The 18,312-nt window shown below is 54.9% G+C and carries 21 protein-coding genes and 1 pseudogene; 19 read left to right on the top strand and 3 right to left on the bottom strand.

The genetic code is table 11. From position 1 onward, the window contains the following. The 12 genes and pseudogenes from NJLHNGOC_RS16455 to NJLHNGOC_RS14645 all read left to right on the top strand — a co-directional run. Nucleotides 1–360: pseudogene (locus NJLHNGOC_RS16455) on the top strand (Ti-type conjugative transfer relaxase TraA); the annotation flags it as partial. Nucleotides 361–406: 46 nt separating this feature from the next. Beyond that, complete coding sequence (locus tag NJLHNGOC_RS14695) at nt 407–829, top strand: putative toxin-antitoxin system toxin component, PIN family (protein ID WP_007396294.1); 423 nt, start codon at nt 407–409, stop codon at nt 827–829. Further along, entirely contained in the window at nt 826–1,089 is a 264-nt protein-coding gene (locus tag NJLHNGOC_RS14690; protein WP_041250516.1) for a toxin-antitoxin system HicB family antitoxin, read from the top strand. Before NJLHNGOC_RS14695 ends, NJLHNGOC_RS14690 begins: the two co-directional genes overlap by 4 nt. An 85-nt stretch (nt 1,090–1,174) precedes the next feature. Next, complete coding sequence (locus NJLHNGOC_RS14685) at nt 1,175–1,426, top strand: FitA-like ribbon-helix-helix domain-containing protein (RefSeq protein WP_010512463.1); 252 nt, start codon at nt 1,175–1,177, stop codon at nt 1,424–1,426. Beyond that, on the top strand, nt 1,423–1,845 hold the full coding sequence (locus NJLHNGOC_RS14680) for a type II toxin-antitoxin system VapC family toxin (RefSeq protein ID WP_113597029.1): 423 nt from the start codon (nt 1,423–1,425) through the stop codon (nt 1,843–1,845). The genes NJLHNGOC_RS14685 and NJLHNGOC_RS14680 overlap by 4 nt, the downstream gene beginning before the upstream one ends. Nucleotides 1,846–1,909: 64 nt before the next feature. Continuing rightward, nucleotides 1,910–2,104 carry a type II toxin-antitoxin system VapB family antitoxin gene (locus tag NJLHNGOC_RS14675; protein WP_070404323.1) on the top strand — a complete coding sequence of 65 codons (195 nt, stop codon included), beginning with the start codon at nt 1,910–1,912 and terminating at the stop codon, nt 2,102–2,104. Beyond that, complete coding sequence (gene vapC / locus NJLHNGOC_RS14670; RefSeq protein WP_113597028.1) at nt 2,101–2,493, top strand: type II toxin-antitoxin system VapC family toxin; 393 nt, start codon at nt 2,101–2,103, stop codon at nt 2,491–2,493. Before NJLHNGOC_RS14675 ends, vapC begins: the two co-directional genes overlap by 4 nt. 294 nt (nt 2,494–2,787) lie before the next feature. After that, the gene (locus NJLHNGOC_RS14665) at nt 2,788–3,459 is read left to right on the top strand and encodes a DUF6118 family protein (protein WP_113597027.1); all 672 of its coding nucleotides are present in this window, start codon (nt 2,788–2,790) and stop codon (nt 3,457–3,459) included. A gap of 114 nt (nt 3,460–3,573) precedes the next feature. Continuing rightward, a complete protein-coding gene (locus tag NJLHNGOC_RS14660) occupies nt 3,574–4,668 on the top strand; it encodes a Fic family protein (protein ID WP_113597026.1) in 1,095 nt (364 codons plus the stop codon). 39 nt (nt 4,669–4,707) lie between these two features. Continuing rightward, on the top strand, nt 4,708–7,416 hold the full coding sequence (locus tag NJLHNGOC_RS14655) for a class I SAM-dependent DNA methyltransferase (RefSeq protein WP_113597025.1): 2,709 nt from the start codon (nt 4,708–4,710) through the stop codon (nt 7,414–7,416). A 3-nt stretch (nt 7,417–7,419) separates the two neighbouring features. After that, nucleotides 7,420–9,504, top strand: a complete 2,085-nt coding sequence (locus NJLHNGOC_RS14650; protein ID WP_113597024.1) for a DEAD/DEAH box helicase — start codon at nt 7,420–7,422, stop codon at nt 9,502–9,504. Continuing rightward, the gene (locus NJLHNGOC_RS14645; RefSeq protein WP_113597023.1) at nt 9,497–10,684 is read left to right on the top strand and encodes a GIY-YIG nuclease family protein; all 1,188 of its coding nucleotides are present in this window, start codon (nt 9,497–9,499) and stop codon (nt 10,682–10,684) included. The genes NJLHNGOC_RS14650 and NJLHNGOC_RS14645 overlap by 8 nt, the downstream gene beginning before the upstream one ends. 138 nt (nt 10,685–10,822) lie before the next feature. Here NJLHNGOC_RS14645 and NJLHNGOC_RS14640 read toward each other — a convergent pair whose 3' ends face one another. Together NJLHNGOC_RS14640 and NJLHNGOC_RS14635 are read right to left on the bottom strand one after the other, a co-directional pair. Then, a complete protein-coding gene (locus tag NJLHNGOC_RS14640; protein ID WP_113597022.1) occupies nt 10,823–11,713 on the bottom strand; it encodes an ImmA/IrrE family metallo-endopeptidase in 891 nt (296 codons plus the stop codon). Next, nucleotides 11,713–12,027 carry a helix-turn-helix domain-containing protein gene (locus tag NJLHNGOC_RS14635; protein WP_113597030.1) on the bottom strand — a complete coding sequence of 105 codons (315 nt, stop codon included), beginning with the start codon at nt 12,025–12,027 and terminating at the stop codon, nt 11,713–11,715. The genes NJLHNGOC_RS14640 and NJLHNGOC_RS14635 overlap by 1 nt, the downstream gene beginning before the upstream one ends. A gap of 142 nt (nt 12,028–12,169) precedes the next feature. On the opposite strand from NJLHNGOC_RS14635, the gene NJLHNGOC_RS14630 reads away from it, so the two are divergent. The 6 genes from NJLHNGOC_RS14630 (at nt 12,170) to NJLHNGOC_RS14605 (ending at nt 16,027) form a co-directional block, all read left to right on the top strand. Next, nucleotides 12,170–12,373 carry a hypothetical protein gene (locus NJLHNGOC_RS14630; protein WP_113597021.1) on the top strand — a complete coding sequence of 68 codons (204 nt, stop codon included), beginning with the start codon at nt 12,170–12,172 and terminating at the stop codon, nt 12,371–12,373. Between the two features lie 258 nt (nt 12,374–12,631). Beyond that, entirely contained in the window at nt 12,632–13,093 is a 462-nt protein-coding gene (locus tag NJLHNGOC_RS16450; RefSeq protein WP_239021562.1) for a toll/interleukin-1 receptor domain-containing protein, read from the top strand. Nucleotides 13,094–13,246: 153 nt separating this feature from the next. Further along, complete coding sequence (locus tag NJLHNGOC_RS14620) at nt 13,247–14,035, top strand: hypothetical protein (RefSeq protein WP_113597019.1); 789 nt, start codon at nt 13,247–13,249, stop codon at nt 14,033–14,035. Nucleotides 14,036–14,303: 268 nt separating this feature from the next. Continuing rightward, nucleotides 14,304–14,900: a recombinase family protein gene (locus tag NJLHNGOC_RS14615; protein ID WP_113597018.1), complete on the top strand. Its 597-nt coding sequence runs from the start codon at nt 14,304–14,306 to the stop codon at nt 14,898–14,900. 182 nt (nt 14,901–15,082) lie between these two features. Beyond that, complete coding sequence (parA, locus tag NJLHNGOC_RS14610; protein WP_113597017.1) at nt 15,083–15,742, top strand: ParA family partition ATPase; 660 nt, start codon at nt 15,083–15,085, stop codon at nt 15,740–15,742. Between the two features lie 27 nt (nt 15,743–15,769). Continuing rightward, nucleotides 15,770–16,027 carry a ribbon-helix-helix domain-containing protein gene (locus tag NJLHNGOC_RS14605; protein ID WP_019089435.1) on the top strand — a complete coding sequence of 86 codons (258 nt, stop codon included), beginning with the start codon at nt 15,770–15,772 and terminating at the stop codon, nt 16,025–16,027. A gap of 39 nt (nt 16,028–16,066) precedes the next feature. On the opposite strand, the gene NJLHNGOC_RS14600 is transcribed toward NJLHNGOC_RS14605, so the two are convergent. Further along, nucleotides 16,067–17,122 carry a replication initiator protein A gene (locus tag NJLHNGOC_RS14600; RefSeq protein ID WP_113597016.1) on the bottom strand — a complete coding sequence of 352 codons (1,056 nt, stop codon included), beginning with the start codon at nt 17,120–17,122 and terminating at the stop codon, nt 16,067–16,069. Nucleotides 17,123–17,983: 861 nt separating this feature from the next. Here NJLHNGOC_RS14600 and NJLHNGOC_RS14595 point away from each other — a divergent pair. Then, on the top strand, nt 17,984–18,175 hold the full coding sequence (locus tag NJLHNGOC_RS14595; RefSeq protein ID WP_113597015.1) for a type II toxin-antitoxin system Phd/YefM family antitoxin: 192 nt from the start codon (nt 17,984–17,986) through the stop codon (nt 18,173–18,175). The last annotated feature ends 137 nt before the right edge of the window (nt 18,176–18,312 follow it).

Genomic DNA, 18,312 nt, shown 5'->3' with positions numbered 1-18,312 from the left:
GTGATCGCTCTGGAAACCGCCGTGAAGCATGAGCCGGAGATCCGGCAGGCCCTTTACGGGCTGGAGGGGCCGGCACGGGCGCGCAGGCTGGTCGAGGGGCTGGAGCATGAGGACAAGGTGCGGCATTCCCCCGAGTTGCGGGCGGCGCGGTTCGTGAAGGCATGGGACGGGCTGAGCCGCGAGCAGCAGGGTGTGGCGCTCAAGGAGCTGAAGCGGGACGCGCAGCTTGAATCCCTCCTGCGGCAGAAGGGGCATGAACTGGGTGTCCGGAAGGGATCGACGCTCGATCACGGATTGCAGCCGCAGCGCACGCGCTCGCTGTCGCGCTCCAGGTCGCGGGATATGGATATGGGGATGTAGGAGATTTTGATTTACGTTAACCAGTGACGTCATATATGGTGTCACTATGCGTGTTGTTCTTGATACGGATGTTGTTCTTTCGGGATTTATGTCACCGGATGGAGCGTCCCGGCAGCTTTTGCTGGGGGCCTTGGATGGGAATTTCAGTCTGCTGCTCTCCACGACCCTCCTGGTCGAATACGAGGCGGTGTTGCGTCGCTCTGAAAATCTTTTTCGAATGGGCGTTCAGGGAGATGAAGTTCTGGAGGTTCTTGATGGACTTGCAGGGTGTTGCGTGCCGGTTTCTTTTGATTACAGGTGGCGACCGACAGGTGCGCATGGTGATGATGAACTTGTGGTTGAGACAGCGATCAACGGGAATGCGGATGCGATCGCCACGTTCAATCTGAAAGACATGCAGCGGGCCGTATCACGGTTCGGTATTCCAGCAGTGCGGCCAGGTGTTCTTTTGCGAAGGATGAGAGGATGAGTAGCAGTAAAATCCAGCTTCGGCTTCCGGAAGATATGCGGGAAGCCGCAACGCGTCAGGCGGCGCTTTCAGGTGTCAGCATGAACCTTTTTGTTGCGACGGCTGTTGCGGCCCGGCTGGGTGGGCAGGCAGAAGCGGAACGGTATTTTTCCGCACGGGCGACACGGACCACGCCTGCCCGTGCGAAAGCTCTTCTGGAGCGGATCGGAACAAGGGGGCAGATCAGGGACGATGATCGTCTGGACGTGCCGGAAAACTGAATCTGGATGAGGGGATGTCGGGTTTTTCTGGAATGATATCGGAATTATATTTATGATATCACTCTTGGAAATTAGGAGTTCTGCCATGTCCTCTGTGGTTATTCGCAATCTTCCGGAAGAGACGCATCGGGCGCTGAAGGCGCAGGCCATGCTGCATGGGCGCAGTACGGAAGCAGAGATCCGGACCATTCTGGAAGCGGCCGTCCGGCCGCCGCAGCGGGTCCGGCTGGGATCGCTTCTGGCGTCCATCGGTCGGGAGGCCGGTGTGTGTGATCAGGATATTGCGGCCTTGCAGACCCGCGATCAGACCCCGGCCGAGCCGATGTCCTTCGAATGATCCTGCTCGATACCAATGTGATCTCGGAGCCGTGGAAGTCCGTCCCGGAGCCGCGTGTTCTGGCCTGGATCGATGGACAGGCGATCGAGACGCTTTTTCTGTCTGCCGTCACGGTGGCGGAACTGCGTTTCGGGATCGGGGCGATGCCGTCTGGTCGGCGGCGTTCTGTACTGCATGAGCGGCTGGAACAGGAGGTATTGCCCCTGTTCGCGGGGCGTGTCCTGTCGTTCGATCTGGCGGCGTCTCAGGCCTATGCCGAACTGATGGTGCGGGCCAGATCAGAGGGCCGCGCAATTGGCAAGGCAGATGGCTATATTGCTGCCACCGCTGCATCCCGAGGTTATGTCGTGGCCAGCCGCGACGTGTCTCCTTTCGAGGCGGCCGGTGTGCGGGTTCTCAATCCGTGGGAGGAGACCTGATGTCCTGCGGCATGCTTGAGAGCGGATGATTTAATGTGTATTATTTCTATTGGAGATACACATCATGCGAACAAACATCATCATTGACGATGCCCTCATGGCTGATGCGCTGAAGGCGTCTGGCGTCAAAACCAAGAAGGAAGCGGTCGAACTCGGGTTGCGGACGCTGATCAGGCTGAAGCAGCAGCGGGAACTCCGTACCTTGCGGGGAAAGCTCGACTGGCAGGGTGATCTTGATGCCATGCGTTCTGACGCATGATTCTGGTGGATTCCTCGGTCTGGATCGATTTCTTCCGGGGTACGGTGACGCCCCAGGTTGATGTTCTGGACCGGCTTCTGGGAGAAGAACCTGTCGCCATTGGGGATCTGATGATGACGGAAGTTCTCCAGGGATTTGCGAGTGAGCGGGATTTCAACAAGGCACGGCGGATGCTTGGTGCCCTGGACCTAGTCGAGATCGGGGGACGTGATGTCATGATCGAGGCGGCACGATATTTTCGTGACCTGCGCGCCAGAGGCATCACCATCCGGCAGACCATTGATACCCTGATTGCCACACGATGCATCGTAAGCGGGTATCGGCTCCTTTACAGTGACCGGGACTTTGATCCGTTTGTGACACATCTGGGGCTGGAACGGGCTGCCTGATCGGGGGGGCAGGCTACCGGGGGAGGTATGTTGTGCAGGAAAAAGAACAAGCCATTTGTCAGGAGACAGCACATCTTCTGAGTAGTCCGCGTAATGCGGAAAGATTGCGACGGACTATTCAGAACGCGGCTTCAGACAGTCGGCCCAACAGGCTTACGCTCCTGGCAATGGAAGACGGGCGAAGGCGGCTGCTTTTCGGGAAGCAGGAAAGGGCCGGAACGCAAGAGGCTGGCCAGGATGATGATCGTCTGGACGTGCCGGAAAACTGAATCTGGATGAGGGGGGCTTTCCATCATGAGCGAGACGGATCCGGCAGCCCGTGCCTTTGAGGATCTGTGCGCCGAAATGACGGTGCTCCGGCGCAGTGTGGAAGCGTTGCCGCAGGCATGGCGGGACAACCGGCCGCCAGATTACACGGAGGATCTGGCCCGTGTCGTGAAGGCCATGAATGCAGTTGGTGCGCGAATGGAGGCGATCGAGGCCAATCCGACGCTGAAGATGACGCCCCAGGCGTATGGGCAGGGGATACGTCAGGCGGGGCTTTCTGCCAGTCAGGAGATGCAGGCAGCGTTTCAGAAAGCGATAGGTGAGGTTCAGGGGGAACGTCGGGTTCTTGCCAATATCATTGGTCAGTCCCGTCAGCAGGATCGTCAGAACTGGTGGCTGTTAGGGGTGGGTCTTGCCTGTCTTGTTGTAGGGATCGGGTTATCGCCTGTGCTGGCGTATCTCCTGCCTTCTTCTATCGGGACGCGGGTGGCATCCTTTATTGTCGGGGAGAAAGATCGCTGGAACTCTGGGGCCATGATGATGGCGGTCAGCAATCCTGAAGGCTGGCAACGTGTACGTGAGGACAGCCAGTTGGTTGAGGCCAACAGAGACAGGATTGCAGCTTGCCAGAAAGTGGCCTCGGGTCAGGAAAAAACTCAGAAATCCTGTGTCATCACCATTCCGGCACAACAGGAATAGTTTTGAGGGATAAAAGCCGACAGCAGAATATGACATGTCAAAGAAACTGGATTTCTTTGACGGATCATCCTGACGTGTTAGAAAAAACGCACATTGCTACCACGTCAGGATGTCATGTTAACGCCAACCTACCTTATTCGGCCTTTGCCGCCTCAGGCGGAGATAGAAACGGTTCCGGTTCTCAGGGCGTTGGTCGAGGCCAATAAGGCTCTGGCGGAACTGAAGGGTCGGGCGGCAACCATTCCCAATCAGGGGATCCTGATTGATACGCTGGCTTTTCAGGAAGCCAAGGCGTCCTCGGAAATCGAGAATATCGTCACCACCCAGGATGAACTTTTCCAGGCGGATCTGTTTCCTGAGGGGCCGGACTCAGTGGCGGCCAAGGAAGTCGCCCTGTACCGCGATGCCCTTCATCTTGGGTTTCAGCAGCTGAAGGAAACCGATGGGTTGATCCTGAACAAGGGGCTGATCGCGATTTTCCAGAGGCTCAAGAAGCGGGGAGATGGGTTTCGAAACACCCCGGGAACGGCCCTGAAGAACGAGCGCACTGGGGAAGTAGTCTTTGTGCCGCCGCAGGATGGGCGGGAGATTATCCGGCATATGTCGGATCTGGAGCGGTTCGTGAATGATGACGGGCGCTGTGATCTGGATCCGCTTATCAAGATGGCCCTGATCCACCATCAGTTTGAGAGCATCCACCCGTTCCCGGATGGGAATGGCCGTGTCGGGCGGATCCTGAACGTGTTGTATCTGACCCGGACTGGCCTCCTGGATATCCCGATCCTCTATTTGTCGCGCTACATCACCCGCCACAAGGATGAGTATTATCATCTGTTGCAGAAGGTGCGGGATGAAGGCGCATGGGAAGCGTGGATTCTCTACATGCTGCGTGCCGTGGCTGAGACATCCAGGATCACCCTGGAGCTGATTGAAGGCATGCGGGCGCAGATGGCCACCATGAAGCAGCGGATGCGCACGGAACTGCCCAAAATTTACAGCCAGGAGTTGCTGAACAACCTGTTCCGGCATCCCTACACGAAAATCGAGTATGTTCAGGCGGACCTGAGTATCGCCCGTCAGACGGCAGGGAAATATCTCGACCAGCTCTCAGAGAAAGGCTTGCTGTCCAAGCACCGCTCAGGGCGGAGCAATTATTATATCAACGCACCTCTGGTCCGCCTCTTCCTGGAGGTGTCCGGTGGCGCATGAAATGTATGATCTGTTTTTCGAACGTATGGAATTTTACGCATGAATCCCGTTGAGATTGAAGAAGCTGTCTCCCGGATTGCCGAGGCACCTTTTAATCCCGGGGAATTTCCATTCGAATTCCTGCAAGCGTTCGGAAACCGCGATGTCACGATCAAGCGGCTCCGTAAGGATAACCGCTCGGACGTTTCTGGAGCGGTGCTCCAGCGCAACAACATCCATCTGGCCGTTTGTCCTGAGGGGCATGTTGCCCAGACCCTGAACCTGCTGAGGGAAAGCCCCAAAACCCAGTCGGCCAAGGCACGGTTTCTGTTGGCCACGGATGGAGTGACGTTTGAGGCGGAAGACCGCACGGAAGATGAGCACATTACAGATGTGTTCACGCATCTGGCTGATCGGTTCGGGTTTTTCCTGCCCCTGGCGGGCATTACCACCGTTCAGAAGATCAAGAACAACCCGATCGACGTTAAGGCTACGTCACGCCTGAACCGTCTTTATGTCGAACTTCTGAAGGAAAACTCCGACTGGGCAACGGAAGAACGCCGTCACGACATGAATCATTTCATGGCGCGTCTCATTTTCTGCTTTTTTGCCGAGGATACCGGGATCTTCCTGAACAATCTGTTTACCAGAACCATCCAGACCATGACGGAAGGGGCCACGGATCAGACGCATGAGGTCATGGCCGAGCTGTTCCGGACGATGGATCTGGATACGCGCAATGACGATCGCGAAAAGGGCGGGGTCAAATCCTGGGCCAGGGATTTCCCGTATGTAAACGGAAACCTGTTTTCTGGAGCAACGGACTGCCCGAAATTCAGCAAACTGGCTCGCACCTATCTTCTGCGTGCAGGGGAGTTGAACTGGGCGCAGATTAACCCGGATATCTTCGGATCCATGATCCAGGCTGTGGCCGATGAAGGGGAGCGCGGTGCGCTGGGGATGCACTACACCAGCGTGCCCAACATTCGCAAAGTGCTGAATCCGCTGTTTCTGGATGGCCTGCGTGAGGAACTGGAAAAGGCAGGCCAGAATACCCAGAAGCTGCATGCCTTGAAAGAGCGTCTGTCCGGCATTCGGGTATTCGATCCAGCCTGTGGATCGGGCAATTTCCTGGTGATTGCCTATAAGGACATGCGGGACATTCAGAGCGAGATTGATGACCGGCTGAAGATAGAGCGGGCGGAACGGAAATCCGTCATCCCTCTGGCCAATTTCTATGGCATCGAGATCCGTGATTTTGCGGTAGAAATCGCGCGCCTGTCGCTTCTGATTGCTGAGTTCCAGAGTGACGAAATCCATATCGACCAGAAACAGGCCCGCCTGAATGTGCTGCCCCTGAAGGATACGGGGCATATCATTTGCGGGAATGCCCTGGAGCAGGACTGGTTTGATGTTTGTCCGCCTCAGGAGGGTTCTGAAACCTATATCTGTGGCAATCCCCCGTATAAGGGTAGTCAATGGCAATCGGCTGAACAGAAAGCGGATCTGGAGCAGATTTTCGGGCAGCGTACGAAATCTTGGAAGTCTCTGGATTATGTTGCGGGCTGGTTCATGAAGGCTGCGGATTATGGCCAGAAAACGGGTTCTTCCAGCGCATTTGTAAGCACGAATTCCATCTGTCAGGGACGGCAGGTTCCCATTCTCTGGCCTCTAATATTTTCTCAGGGTTATGAGATCAATTTTGCCCATACATCGTTCAAATGGGCCAATCTGGCGGCTCATAATGCAGGTGTGACGGTCGCTATCATTGGGATTGCTCCTGTTTCAGAGTGCTCCAAAATTCTCTTTTCTAATGGAGCAGACGGGAAAACGATCCGGCAGGAGACAATGCATATCAATGCCTATCTAGTGTCTGGTGTAAACGTGGAAATTGAGGCCAGAACAAAACCGTTAGCTGATGTTTCCGAGATGCAAGTAGGCAATCATCCATACTATGGCACGGCACTGATATTCTCGAATGACGAGGCTAGATCAATTATTGAGGGAAACCCAGCGGCGTCGAGATATATCCGGCCACTCTATGGTTCCAAGGAATTCATCTCAGCCTCGCCACGTTCATGCCTCTGGATTCAAGACAACGAGGTATCCGAAGCTCTGACGATACCGCAAATTGCTTCGAGAGTTCATGATGTGGCAGTTGCGCGGCGAGCAGCTAAACAGGACAAGTCAGCGCAAAAGCTTGCCAACACACCATATAAATTTAGAGAACAAATCGCGGCCACTGATCATATAATTGTCATACCAAAAGTGAGTTCGGAGAATAGGCCATTCCTTCCCGTTGGTATGCTTGGCGCAAATTGTATTGTTCAAGAGAAAGTATTTGGCCTTTACGACGTATCTATTTGGAATATGGCGCTGATTGCCTCTCGCCTTCATTGGGTGTGGATTGGTACAGTTTGCGTCCGTATGCGTACGGATTTTTCATACTCTAATACTTTGGGCTGGAACACCTTTCCTGTTCCGGCTTTGACAGAAAAGAACCGTGCTGATTTGACCCGTTGTGCCGAGGATATACTTTTGGCGCGTGAGGCACATTTCCCAGCCACAATTGCCGATCTGTATGATCCTGACAAGATGCCAGACAATTTGCGGGCTGCCCATGACCGCAATGATGAGGTGCTGGAGCGGATCTATATCGGTCGGCGTTTCCGCAATGATACGGAGCGTCTGGAAAAGCTGTTCGACCTTTACAGCAAGATGATCGCCAAGAAGGGCGGCAAGACGAAAAAGACGAAGGACGCTGCCTGAGCTATGACGATCAATCCGGTTATTCCCGCTGTTTCTCTGCGTACCGGCCAGACAGGTCAGTCTGCCAGAACCAATGAACTGGGCATGCGTCCCATGCAGGAAGCAGTTTATGAGAAACGTGGCGAGCAGTATCTTCTCATCAAGTCACCGCCCGCTTCTGGTAAATCCCGTGCCCTGATGTTTGTTGCTCTCGACAAGCTGGCGCATCAGGGCGTGAAAAAAGCCCTGATTGTCGTGCCGGAACGCTCGATCGGGGGCAGCTTTATGAGCGAACCGCTGAGCAAATTCGGCTTCTGGGCAGACTGGATTGTCCAGCCGAAGTGGAATCTGTGCAACGCTCCTGGTTCAGATGAAGGACAGGTCGCACGGTCCAAGGTCAAAGCTGTTGGTGAGTTTCTGAAGAGTGAAGATCAGATTCTTGTCTGCACCCACGCGACGTTCCGGTTCGCTGCGGAAGAACTGGGTATCGCAGCCTTCGATGGGTGTCTGGTGGCGGTTGATGAATTCCACCATGTCAGCGCAGACCCGAAAAACAGGCTGGGATATTATCTCAATCAGCTGATTGCCTGTGGGGAAACGCACATTATTGCCATGACCGGCTCCTATTTCCGTGGAGATGCCGTTGCTGTGCTGTCCCCGGAAGATGAAGGGAAATTCGAGACAGTCACCTACACCTACTATCAGCAGCTGAACGGGTACCAGTATCTGAAAGAGCTGGATCTGGGATATTATTTCTATACCGGCTCCTATCTGGATGCGATTGACCGGGTGCTGGACGGCACGCGCAAAACGATCGTGCATATTCCCAATGTCAATTCACGCGAAAGCACGACCCAGAAGCACAAGGAAGTCGAGCATATCCTGTCCGTCCTGGGAGACTGGGAAGGAGAAGATGAAGAAACGGGCTTTCATCTGGTGCGTCGTGCCGATGGCCAGGTGCTGCGTATTGCCGATCTGGTGGAAGATGAGCCTGTGCGGCGCAACAAGGTTGTGTCCGCCCTGAAGGATCCGGCGCAGAAGAACAACCGCGATCATGTGGACATCATCATTGCACTGGGGATGGCCAAGGAAGGATTTGACTGGATATGGTGTGAGCAGGCGCTGACGGTCGGATACCGCTCCAGCCTGACCGAAATCATTCAGATCATTGGCCGCGCCACTCGCGATGCGCCTGGAAAGACGCGGGCCGAATTCATCAACCTGATTGCCGAACCGGATGCGTCACAGGAAAAAGTGACGGATGCGGTCAATGACATGCTCAAGGCCATTGCCGCCAGCCTGCTGATGGAACAGGTGCTGACCCCGCGTTTCGAGTTTACGCCGAAGACCGCAGAAAGTGCGCCTCTGGATGGCTATGACTATGGGGAAGAAGGCTACAAGCCAAACGGCACGAATGTCGGGTTCAATGAGCAGACCGGCCAGTTCCATATGGAGATCAAGGGGCTGGTTTCCCCCAAAAGTCCGGAAGCGCAGCGGATCTGCCGGGAAGACCTGAACGAAGTTGTGGCCTCCTTCGTACAGGACAAGCCGTCTCTGGAGCATGGTCTGTTTGACGAGGAGACGGCTCCTCAGGAGCTGACACAGGTCAGGCTGGGGAAAATCATTCGGGATCGGTATCCCGAGCTCTCTGATGAGGATCAGGAGGCCGTGCGCCAGCATGCCGTGGCGGCATTCAATCTGACCCAGAAGGGACAGAAAGCAGCGGAAGAGGTCACGCAGGCAGCCGGGGGAGAGGAGAAGATTGGTGGCAATACAGCCCTGATTGAGGGGATGCGGAAGATTGCCATGAATGTCCGTGATCTGGATATTGACCTGATTGATGCGATCAATCCGTTTGAGGAAGCCTACAAGATCCTGGCCAGGAGCATGAATGCAGAGACCCTCAAACAGGTTCAGGAGGTCATTGCCGGTCGTCATATTGCTCTGACGATTGAAGAGGCAAGGGACCTGGCGAAGCGCGCCCTTCTGTTCAAAAAGGAGAGGGGACGCCTTCCAGAGCTGACATCTCCCGATGCGTGGGAACGTAAGATGGCAGAAGGTGTGGCGGTTCTGGCGCGTAAGATGGCAGAGGAACGGGCGAATGGCTGAACTAAGTGATGAAGAGCTTCTGGCCGAACTTGGTGTCTCGCTTGAGGTCAAAAAGAAGGCTGCGCTGACCGCCGAGGAAGAGCGGATTATTGCCGGGTTTGAGGATATCTGCCGTTTCTATGAGGAACACGGGCATGCGCCTGCGCATGGAGAAGACAGGGATATCTTTGAACGGCTTTATGCCGTGCGTCTGGATCGGATCCAGGCTTTGGAAAAATGCCGGTCATTGCTGGCACAGCGCGATCCGCATGGGCTTCTGAGTGCTTCCGGGACGGACGCTGAGAATCCTGATCCCGATACGCTGGACGATGATGCGCTTCTGGCTGAACTGGGGATTGAGGCCGAGCCAGCGGCTGATTCCATTACTGTCCTGAAGCATGTGAAATCACGCGCAGAAGTGCGGGCAGCGGAAGAAATTGCCAGCCGCGAACCCTGCAAGGATTTTGAAACCTTCCGGCCTTTGTTCGCTCAGGTGCAGGAGGATCTGAAATCCGGCGTGCGGGAAACACGTCCCTTTGGGCAGGAAGCCGGTATTCGGCAGGGAGAATTCTTTATCCTGAAAGGGCAGATGGTTTACGTCGCGCATGTCGGGGAAGAGTTCGAGACGGAGTACGGTCGCAGAGACAGCCGTCTGCGGGTTATCTACGACAACGGGACCGAAAGCGATGTCCTTCTGAGGTCGCTCCAGCGGGCGCTCTATAAGGATGAGGCTGGCCGTCGGATTACAGATCCGACTGTCGGGCCTTTGTTCGGGACAACCGTGGAGCCGGATGATCTGGAAAGTGGCACGATCTATGTGCTGAGAAGTCTGTCAGATAACCCGTATATCGCGCAGCATCGTAACCTGATTCACAAGATCGGTGTGACGGGAGGCGATGTGAAAAAGCGGATCGCCAACGCCAGGCATGATGCGACCTATCTGCTGGCTGATGTGGAGGTCGTGACGACCTACAAGCTCTTCAACATCAATCGCACGAAGCTGGAGAAGATCTTTCATAGGGTTTTGGCTCCAGCACAGATTGATCTGACGATTCAGGATCGGTTCGGGCATCCAGTGCAGCCGAAAGAATGGTTTCTGGTTCCGATAAATATCGTGTCTCAAATAGTGGATAAAATATCAGATGAAAGTATTGACGGTTTAATTTATGATCCAAAGACGGCTGGTTTGGTAAAAGCATAATGGCATATGATGTCGGCTTACGCCTACATGTCAGCCGCTCAGGTTGCCGTCCTTGTTCCCATATAGCCGACATAATAGTTCCACCATCAGGCGATGTTCAGAGCAACCGTTTTAGGACCGCTGACGATTGCAGGCTCGCTAACGCCCCCTAGCGAACTTCGGCTTCCAGCTCTCCTCAAGTGTGGCATCTTCGTCGTCCTCATCCGGGTCGAAATCGACGGAGAGTTTGTCTGAAGACAGAACTGTGAGCGTGAAGCCGTAAGACCCCAGCCCGATGACCTGTTCATCGAGGGCAGGGTTTCGGTCGGTGTCGAACCAGTCGCGAAGGCGACACTCACCTGTCGCCTGGCGGCCCGCAGCCACATTACTAGCGAGCGCGTTGAAACGGGCTGTCGTCGAAGATCTAGGCAGCCGGGCTCCCTTCGGCAAGTAGATGTTCTCCCCGAGATCCTTGAAGCTCTCCGAGCGAAAGGCGTAGCGCACTGCGGTGCCTTCGCTGACAATGACACAAATCGGGAAACGAGCGCACTGCGCGAGGCGGATCGCGGCTGCAGTTATTGAGACCTCCGCTGAACCCGCCAGTTCGCGGATGCCCTGAAGGCCGACCTCGGACTCTTCGATGAGCTTGCGCACGAGGAAGTCCGGCATGAGCAGTCCGGCCGCGAAATGGTCGGCCTCAAGCTCGATGGAACGTGCACCTTCGCTGAAGCCAGCCTTCGAGAAGTGCTGCCCACCACTCTGCATAATTTGTTCGGGATGGTTGGGTAAGCAGTAATGGCCCAGTTCATGGGCGATACTAAAATTTTCAAAGCCGACATTCTGGTGCTCTGAGGAGTAAATGAGCAGAGGCTTTGGTTCCATGAAGATAAGCGCCCCGGAGACGCCCTTCATCCCTGGAGGCTTTTTCTCAACGTGCAATTCTTTGCGCTCCGCGATGATCAGTGGCTTCACCGGAAGAGACGTGAACCCCTCGTCGCGGGCGACTTTCTCACCCGCTTGAGTCGCCATTTGCAGACGGAAGTCGGCCATTATTTTTTGCCTTCCCCAGCCAATTTGTCGATCAGCCCCTGAACGTAGTCGCGATCGCCCTTGGTGAGTTTTTCCTCGTTTCGGAACGCCGTCATCGCCTTAAAACCCATGAGATAGTCGGACGAGACATCGAGCGCCTTCGCCAGCCGCCGCACGTTTTCGAATGAAGGCTTGCGCCGATTGGCTTCAAAATGGGCGATGGCCGACGGCTGCATTTCCGCTCGTTGGGCGAGTTCGGCCTGATTCATGCCTTGGCGTTCCCTCGCCTCGCGAAGACGAACGGCGAAGATTGAGTCCGAACTTGACTCGGTCATGACGACTCCGTATAGTAAATATGTCTTAAGCGTAATTTTGATCAAATGCGGGTCTTTCCTCTGTGCGACCCATTAGAGTGACGATATCGTCAAGATAGCAGTACGGAACGTAACTACGTCAACCCGATAAGGAAGTTTCGCCATGTCCAAAGACAAGATCTTCATCGAACCCCGCTCCAACGGTGGCTTCGGCGCCAAGCACGAACACGGCCAACGCGCTGTGGTCACTGCCCCTACCCAGGGTGCTGTTATCAACGAAGTGAAGCAACGCTACCCGGACGCAACCGTGCACGTCGCTCGCGTGCGCAATGTCAGCCCCGGTCCCGACAAATTCCGTAAGGTCTAGAACATGGCAAGATGCACAGCTCCGGTGGAGGGACATCGCTCATCCAGCGCCGCGGCGGCCTGTCCTGCATGTCGTGGTAGTTGGGGTCGCTCCAGAGGCTATGGCGGTTACAGCAGTTTCGGGGGGCCGTCATACTCGCTCCCGTCCTACACCTCGTCGAATAGCGTGGGGGGCGGCCGGAGTAGTAGCGGATCTAAAAGTAGCACCAAGCCGCGCTGGTCCCGAGCAAGTTCAACCATTATTTACACTCCGGAGCAGGTGCGCACGCTCACGCCGGTCCGTGAGAACGTCGAGAGGCGAGCGTCCGTGCCCGAGCTTCGGGACGTTTTCCTTTGTCATGCATGGGATGATCGTAAAGAGGCCGCCAAGGAGCTTCACGATCTGCTTGAGGCGGCGGGTGTTTCGGTCTGGTTCAGCGAGAAGGATGTGCTGCTCGGCTCGACGTTGCTCCGTGAAATCGATAAAGGTCTGGCGAAGTCGCGTGTCGGAATCGTGCTGGTGACCCCTTCTCTGCTGCGCCGCGTCCAAGGGGAGGGTATCGCCGACAAGGAGCTTTCGGCGCTCCTAGCACGTGACCTGCTCGTCCCGATCGTACACGGAACGACGTATGAAGCTCTCCGTGACGTGAGCCCATTACTCGGCTCACGGAGCGGACTGAACACAGCAGAAGATACAATGGCAACTGTCGCAGCCAAGCTCGCCGAGTTGGTTTCGTTGTAGCATAGACGTGTTGTCGGTTGCTTGGCGAGATTCGGCGGGACAGGCTTGCGGCGCACTGCACCAAAGTTATCAGCCGGAATGTTTCAGACTTACTTCGACCACGACACGCCATATTCTGACAATATGTACGCTATGATGGATTGAAAGCACGAGATGAGCGCAAAGGCGGATCTAGGCAAGCAGTTCACAGGGTTCAGGCCCAAACGCGTCTCGAGCTACATCAAAGAAAACCCGCACATGGCCGTCTCGATCGGCCTGTTCTGCGGCGGGGGTATAGCCCTCTGGCTGAACGTCACGCCGCTAGCAGGTTCCCTGTTTGGCGCAGGCGGAGCGCTCCTAGGCGCCTGGATCACCGAACTGAACAAGCGCCGCACAGATGCGGAGGATAAGGCGGAAAAAGAGACCAGCGCTATCGCCGCGCTTGCTCCAGAGCTACAACGCACGATCGAACGGGCTCAGTACATCCTCGACCGCGCGGTGGTGAATTTCATGTGTGAATCGTCGGTCAATGGCTTGAAGACCAACGACCTGCAGGCGGACTTCCGACCTTACTTGCCGACGCTCTATCCGAGCGCGCCACAGGTGCGCGATCTCCCCGGCGAGAAGGCTATTGCCCTTGTCCGCTACTATGACTCGTTAAACGAGATCTCCAGGCACGTCGACGACTGGTGGGAGCGGGAGGGTCAGCTTGCCGTCAACATCTTCAATGTGCTCATGCACGCCGCAGAGAAGAGTCTCCAGTTGGGCTTGGCATGTGTCCGCGAGTTCGATCTCGAGACGCGCTTCCCGCCGCCTTATGAATCCTGGGGCACACTGACGTCGCGGATCGAACGGTCGCTCGACAATGCGGCTAACACGCGTCAACACCATTTGGATCGGGCTGAGAAGCGCAGCCTGGACCCGATGAAATCTAAAGAGCCGACGCCCTACCGCAAATATTAGAAATGGTTGGCGCCGCGAATGAGCCCTGAGGCCTTTAGGCATTCTTGACGTCGTTGCTGGCGACCATGCCGGTAGATTTGCAGTTTGGTTGTCGTGGGATCGACGTTGTCTGGTTGGTTAGTCGTGCTGCCCCAAAACCGACATTCCGTTTTCCCCCCCATTTCTTCCATTCAAATTAGGTTGACCCAAATAGTCTATAGTCATATTGGGACAAACTGGAGCCACGGTGTATCAAGGGTTGCATGGTGGTTTTTCCGGAAGGGTTCAAATGGGACAACGCGCGGTCATCTATTGCCGGGTTTCCACGGCCGATCAGTCCTGCGCGCGCCAGAAGGACGAACTGAAGCGGTTTGCTGAACGCGCGGGCTATGAAGTGCTGGACGTTTTCATGGAGACCGGCTCTGGCGTCCGGGTGGATCGGGCCGAGCGTCGAAAGGTCATGGCATTGGCCCAGGCCCGTGAAATTGATGCCATTCTGGTGACGGAGCTGTCCCGCTGGGGGCGCTCGACCATTGATCTCATCTCCACGCTTCAGGAGCTGGAGAGTTATCGTGTTTCCCTGATCGCCATAACAGGGATGACGTTCGACCTGGCGACACCACATGGACGAATGCTGGCGACGGTTCTGGCCGGGATTGCTGAGTTCGAACGGGATCTGATTAGCGAGCGGGTGAAGTCTGGTCTGGCAGCTGCCAGGGCACGCGGGAAGGTTCTCGGCCGACAGAAAGGAGAGCGGCCGAAGTCTGACCGTCTGGCTCCGAAGGTTCTGGCGCTGGTGGCGGAAAAGCGGAGTTATCGGTGGATCGCCCGCGATCTGGGAATCAGCAAGAACACTGTTGCTGCCATTGTGCAAAGGGAAAGATAACACATCGTCATGTTTATATGTTAACACAAAAACATGATAGCATTCTATAGGCGCTAACGGCATCGATCTGAGACATGAGAAATGTTTGGTTCGATTAAATCGTCGGTTTTTTTTGAGGAAGATATTGAGTTATCAAAATAACATGGTAATTAGTTAATGTGTTAACACGGAAACATGGTGGCATGAAAACAATCGCGATCATTAGTCAGAAGGGAGGCGCTGGGAAGACGACGCTTGCCCTGCACTTGGCTACTAGTGCCAGTGCCGCTGGATACGTTTCTCTGATCCTCGATACCGATCCACAGGCGACTGCAAGTTCATGGAAAGCGTGGCGGGGGGATGTCGAGCCTGATGTAGTGGATTGTGCGGCTCACGCCTTGTTATCAAGAAAGCTGGAACAAGCGTCCGAACTGGGCGCAGAACTATCGATAATAGATACCCCACCACATGCCGATATTATGGCGCGTGAGGCGTGTCGCATCGCTGATTTCTTGTTAATTCCGTGCAGACCACGTGCTTTCGATATGGACGCTGTTAGAACAACGGCGGAACTTGTGAGAGCCAGTGGTAAGCCTGCCTTCGTGATTTTTACTGCGGGTCCTCCTCGTGCGCCCCAAGTTTATAAGGAGGCGGCCGAGGTTGTGGCGCAGTTTGGTATCCCTGTTGCTCCTGTTGTTTTGCCGGAGCGTGCAGTTTTTCATCATAGCGTTGGTTCCGGTCGTACCGCGCAGGAAGCGGAGCCAAAAAGCAAGGCTGCTGCTGATATAGCACTGTTGTGGAATTGGGTGTGTGATCAAGTTAACATGCCATCACACAAACAAGATGACACAAAAACACGTTAGAAATTTTCTAAGTTAAGGACATACGGCATGAGTCGGTTTGCTGGTCTCAAAAAGACGGTCGCGCCATCGGTTGTGGAACCGACAGCGCAAACGGTGGTAGAGAAAGCTCGCCCACGTAATCCGAGAGAAGGTAAGCGGGCTGTGGTGGGGTATTTTTCTCCAGCAGTTAGCAAGGGACTACATCAACTTGCGCTTGATACCGATACAACTATTCAGGGTTTGATCGGGGAGGCCATTGATGACTTGATGCGTAAGCACGGTCGTCATCCTTTTGGAGAACGCTGATTATCTATTTAGATAGATTATGCTTGTATATTTGTACAATCAGGGTTGACCACGCTTAGCAAACCACGTCTCGCAGAATTTGATGAAATGCCGCTCAGGGTTCTTCGGAGCGATCTCGTTATCACCCAGCCACATGCGCCATTCTCTTTCGAGATGATGCACATCCCACCCTGGCGCGATGTTCCGAGCGTCCCCGTAAATGTCAGGGTCGAGCGCACCCATCCAAGCCTCGGCTGCTGGTTCGGCAGCTTTCATTGTGCCGCGATTGATGAATGTTACCATGTCTTTCTGAGGATCGAATTCGACACGGTAATCCGGTAGATGATCGCTTGCAGCGAGGTTCTTTATCATCTGTCGGAACAATTTTTCTGGGCTTTGAGAGCCTGATTTTTTCAGTAGGATCTCAAGAGAGGCTTTCCATGCCGCTTGCTGACCGCAATGTTTGCGGGCAAGTTCATAAACACGTCGTTCCAGCGGTTTGCGTAGCCGGAAATAATCACGATGCAGTGTCAGAACATCATTGCTCTTAATTGCGTTAAAGACCCAATCCGACAGCTTGATCTCGCAATGCAATAGGCGACCGTCGAGGCCAAGTTTGCGGCGGATGGATGAAGCGTCGATCAGGCCAAAACCGTCCACCTGTTCTTCGTCGCCTGTGACAATGTTAGTGCGGATACGTGTGCCTTCAAGGCGGTCGAGGGCTTCGATAAGGGCTTTGTAGTCTTTACCTGCCGTACCGCGATTGGTGAAGATGAGTAAGTCCCGGCTGCTGATCCGCACCCGTTGCGATACTTTTTCCCCGGCCTTTAGTTTCGCCATGATCTGCGAAATACAGTAGATCAGAATATCTTTATCGTAGATTGTAGCAAGGCCCTTCACGCTTGGCGTGATTTCCAGCCATTGCCCGTTATGTTCATAGCGACGAACTGAAGTCTCAGGTTTTTTCGACAAGGAATAGAACGGATGCTCCATTTGCGGCATCACGTCCTTAAGCACGGCATCTGCCACGTCGCAGATGAATAAGTCATGCTGCGGATGACGCTCCGGCAGGAGGGCCTCATGAACAACAGGCAGATTCGGGGTTTCAGATACCATAGCTCAAGTTCGGGGTTTTACATACCTGCGTCAAGTGATTCGGGGTTTTAAATACCGAAAACCGAGATTCGGGGTTTTAAATACCGAGATTCGGGGTTTTAAATACCGAGATTCGGGGTTTTAAATACCAAACCGGAGAAAAATCCAGAAATTCCGATTTTATATCAATGTATTAGATGGATACTAGAATCGCTTAACACAGAATCTAACACCTATTTAACACCCTCTTTGACCATCTGATCTGTGGATAACGCACAAACTTCGAAAATTTCCAGTCAAATTGCCTCCAAGCACCGCCTCTTGGGGGCTACGCCCCCGCCGGCTCGCGGCCTACGGCCGCCCCGATCGCGCTTCGCGCGATCTCCCACCCGGCATCCCCCTGCTCGCCCTTTCAGGGCTGCGCTAAACGGACACGCCTACGANCGCGAAATCATAATCTGACGATGCATTCCCGCATCGTCTCTCCACCAAGACCTTCCTCCCCCGCGTCGGCGCCTTTGGNNGGGCTCCCGCTCCGCGCTCGCCCGACGCCTGCAACACCAGAAGAACCGGGCAAAACCGTAATCTGCTCAAGACGCGCCGGTGTTCAGACGATCATTCAGCAGCTCACGTGTCGCAGCATGCCCACCAGACGCCACAGGATGGCCGTACAGGCGTTATTGTGTGTGGTGGCTATTGGAGTTGGTAATAACGGGAATTGCGCTTTGTGTGGCCTCCCAGGGCGCTCTGCGGGCCTTGTCAAAGATTGATGGGCTGGCCATTCCCTGTTCGTCCGTTCAGGTCTCCTTTTCCCGACTTTCTGGCAGGAAATACGGGTTTCCTGTATATCCCAGATAATCCGTCATATCTGGATCATGCTCCATGAAAGCGTTTCCAGCGAGCGCCGTGACCCGCAATGCCAGCGATCTTTTCGAAGCGGCCGCCGTTGCACCTGTAGTCCTCACCAGGCACCACAAGCCGCGTTTCGTCATCATGTCCGTGGAGCATTATGAGGCCCTGCTCAGAAAGCAGCAGGGCATCGAAGACGTTCCGGAGAAAGGGTCATCGTCATGAAGGACAGTCCCGACAGCAGCACCAATCCCGGAATACTGCCACAGAAGCGGCCCTGGCAGCTGCTCGTGGTCGGGGACGGGGGAACCCGGGGTCGTTTGCGGGAGGGGGCGAAATCCTACGCTAAGGCTTTGGCCAGC

It is taken from the genome of Novacetimonas cocois (assembly GCF_003311635.1).
In the GTDB taxonomy this organism is placed as follows: Bacteria; Pseudomonadota; Alphaproteobacteria; order Acetobacterales; family Acetobacteraceae; genus Novacetimonas; species Novacetimonas cocois.
This window is presented reverse-complemented; position numbering and strand designations above follow the sequence as displayed.

What these genes read in the sequence shown, in the direction of transcription:
- NJLHNGOC_RS14665 (WP_113597027.1), top strand. Translation starts at nt 2,788, where the DNA reads ATGAGCGAGACGGATCCGGCAGCCCGTGCCTTTGAGGATCTGTGCGCC.
- NJLHNGOC_RS14655 (WP_113597025.1), top strand. Translation starts at nt 4,708, where the DNA reads ATGAATCCCGTTGAGATTGAAGAAGCTGTCTCCCGGATTGCCGAGGCA.
- NJLHNGOC_RS14620 (WP_113597019.1), top strand. Translation starts at nt 13,247, where the DNA reads ATGAGCGCAAAGGCGGATCTAGGCAAGCAGTTCACAGGGTTCAGGCCC.
- NJLHNGOC_RS14650 (WP_113597024.1), top strand. Translation starts at nt 7,420, where the DNA reads ATGACGATCAATCCGGTTATTCCCGCTGTTTCTCTGCGTACCGGCCAG.
- NJLHNGOC_RS14690 (WP_041250516.1), top strand. Translation starts at nt 826, where the DNA reads ATGAGTAGCAGTAAAATCCAGCTTCGGCTTCCGGAAGATATGCGGGAA.
- NJLHNGOC_RS14695 (WP_007396294.1), top strand. Translation starts at nt 407, where the DNA reads ATGCGTGTTGTTCTTGATACGGATGTTGTTCTTTCGGGATTTATGTCA.
- NJLHNGOC_RS14635 (WP_113597030.1), bottom strand. Translation starts at nt 12,027, where the DNA reads ATGACCGAGTCAAGTTCGGACTCAATCTTCGCCGTTCGTCTTCGCGAG.
- NJLHNGOC_RS14640 (WP_113597022.1), bottom strand. Translation starts at nt 11,713, where the DNA reads ATGGCCGACTTCCGTCTGCAAATGGCGACTCAAGCGGGTGAGAAAGTC.
- NJLHNGOC_RS14680 (WP_113597029.1), top strand. Translation starts at nt 1,423, where the DNA reads ATGATCCTGCTCGATACCAATGTGATCTCGGAGCCGTGGAAGTCCGTC.
- NJLHNGOC_RS14595 (WP_113597015.1), top strand. Translation starts at nt 17,984, where the DNA reads ATGAAAGCGTTTCCAGCGAGCGCCGTGACCCGCAATGCCAGCGATCTT.
- NJLHNGOC_RS14660 (WP_113597026.1), top strand. Translation starts at nt 3,574, where the DNA reads ATGTTAACGCCAACCTACCTTATTCGGCCTTTGCCGCCTCAGGCGGAG.
- vapC (WP_113597028.1), top strand. Translation starts at nt 2,101, where the DNA reads ATGATTCTGGTGGATTCCTCGGTCTGGATCGATTTCTTCCGGGGTACG.
- NJLHNGOC_RS14615 (WP_113597018.1), top strand. Translation starts at nt 14,304, where the DNA reads ATGGGACAACGCGCGGTCATCTATTGCCGGGTTTCCACGGCCGATCAG.
- NJLHNGOC_RS14605 (WP_019089435.1), top strand. Translation starts at nt 15,770, where the DNA reads ATGAGTCGGTTTGCTGGTCTCAAAAAGACGGTCGCGCCATCGGTTGTG.
- NJLHNGOC_RS14675 (WP_070404323.1), top strand. Translation starts at nt 1,910, where the DNA reads ATGCGAACAAACATCATCATTGACGATGCCCTCATGGCTGATGCGCTG.
- NJLHNGOC_RS14645 (WP_113597023.1), top strand. Translation starts at nt 9,497, where the DNA reads ATGGCTGAACTAAGTGATGAAGAGCTTCTGGCCGAACTTGGTGTCTCG.
- parA (WP_113597017.1), top strand. Translation starts at nt 15,083, where the DNA reads ATGAAAACAATCGCGATCATTAGTCAGAAGGGAGGCGCTGGGAAGACG.
- NJLHNGOC_RS14630 (WP_113597021.1), top strand. Translation starts at nt 12,170, where the DNA reads ATGTCCAAAGACAAGATCTTCATCGAACCCCGCTCCAACGGTGGCTTC.
- NJLHNGOC_RS14600 (WP_113597016.1), bottom strand. Translation starts at nt 17,122, where the DNA reads ATGGTATCTGAAACCCCGAATCTGCCTGTTGTTCATGAGGCCCTCCTG.
- NJLHNGOC_RS14685 (WP_010512463.1), top strand. Translation starts at nt 1,175, where the DNA reads ATGTCCTCTGTGGTTATTCGCAATCTTCCGGAAGAGACGCATCGGGCG.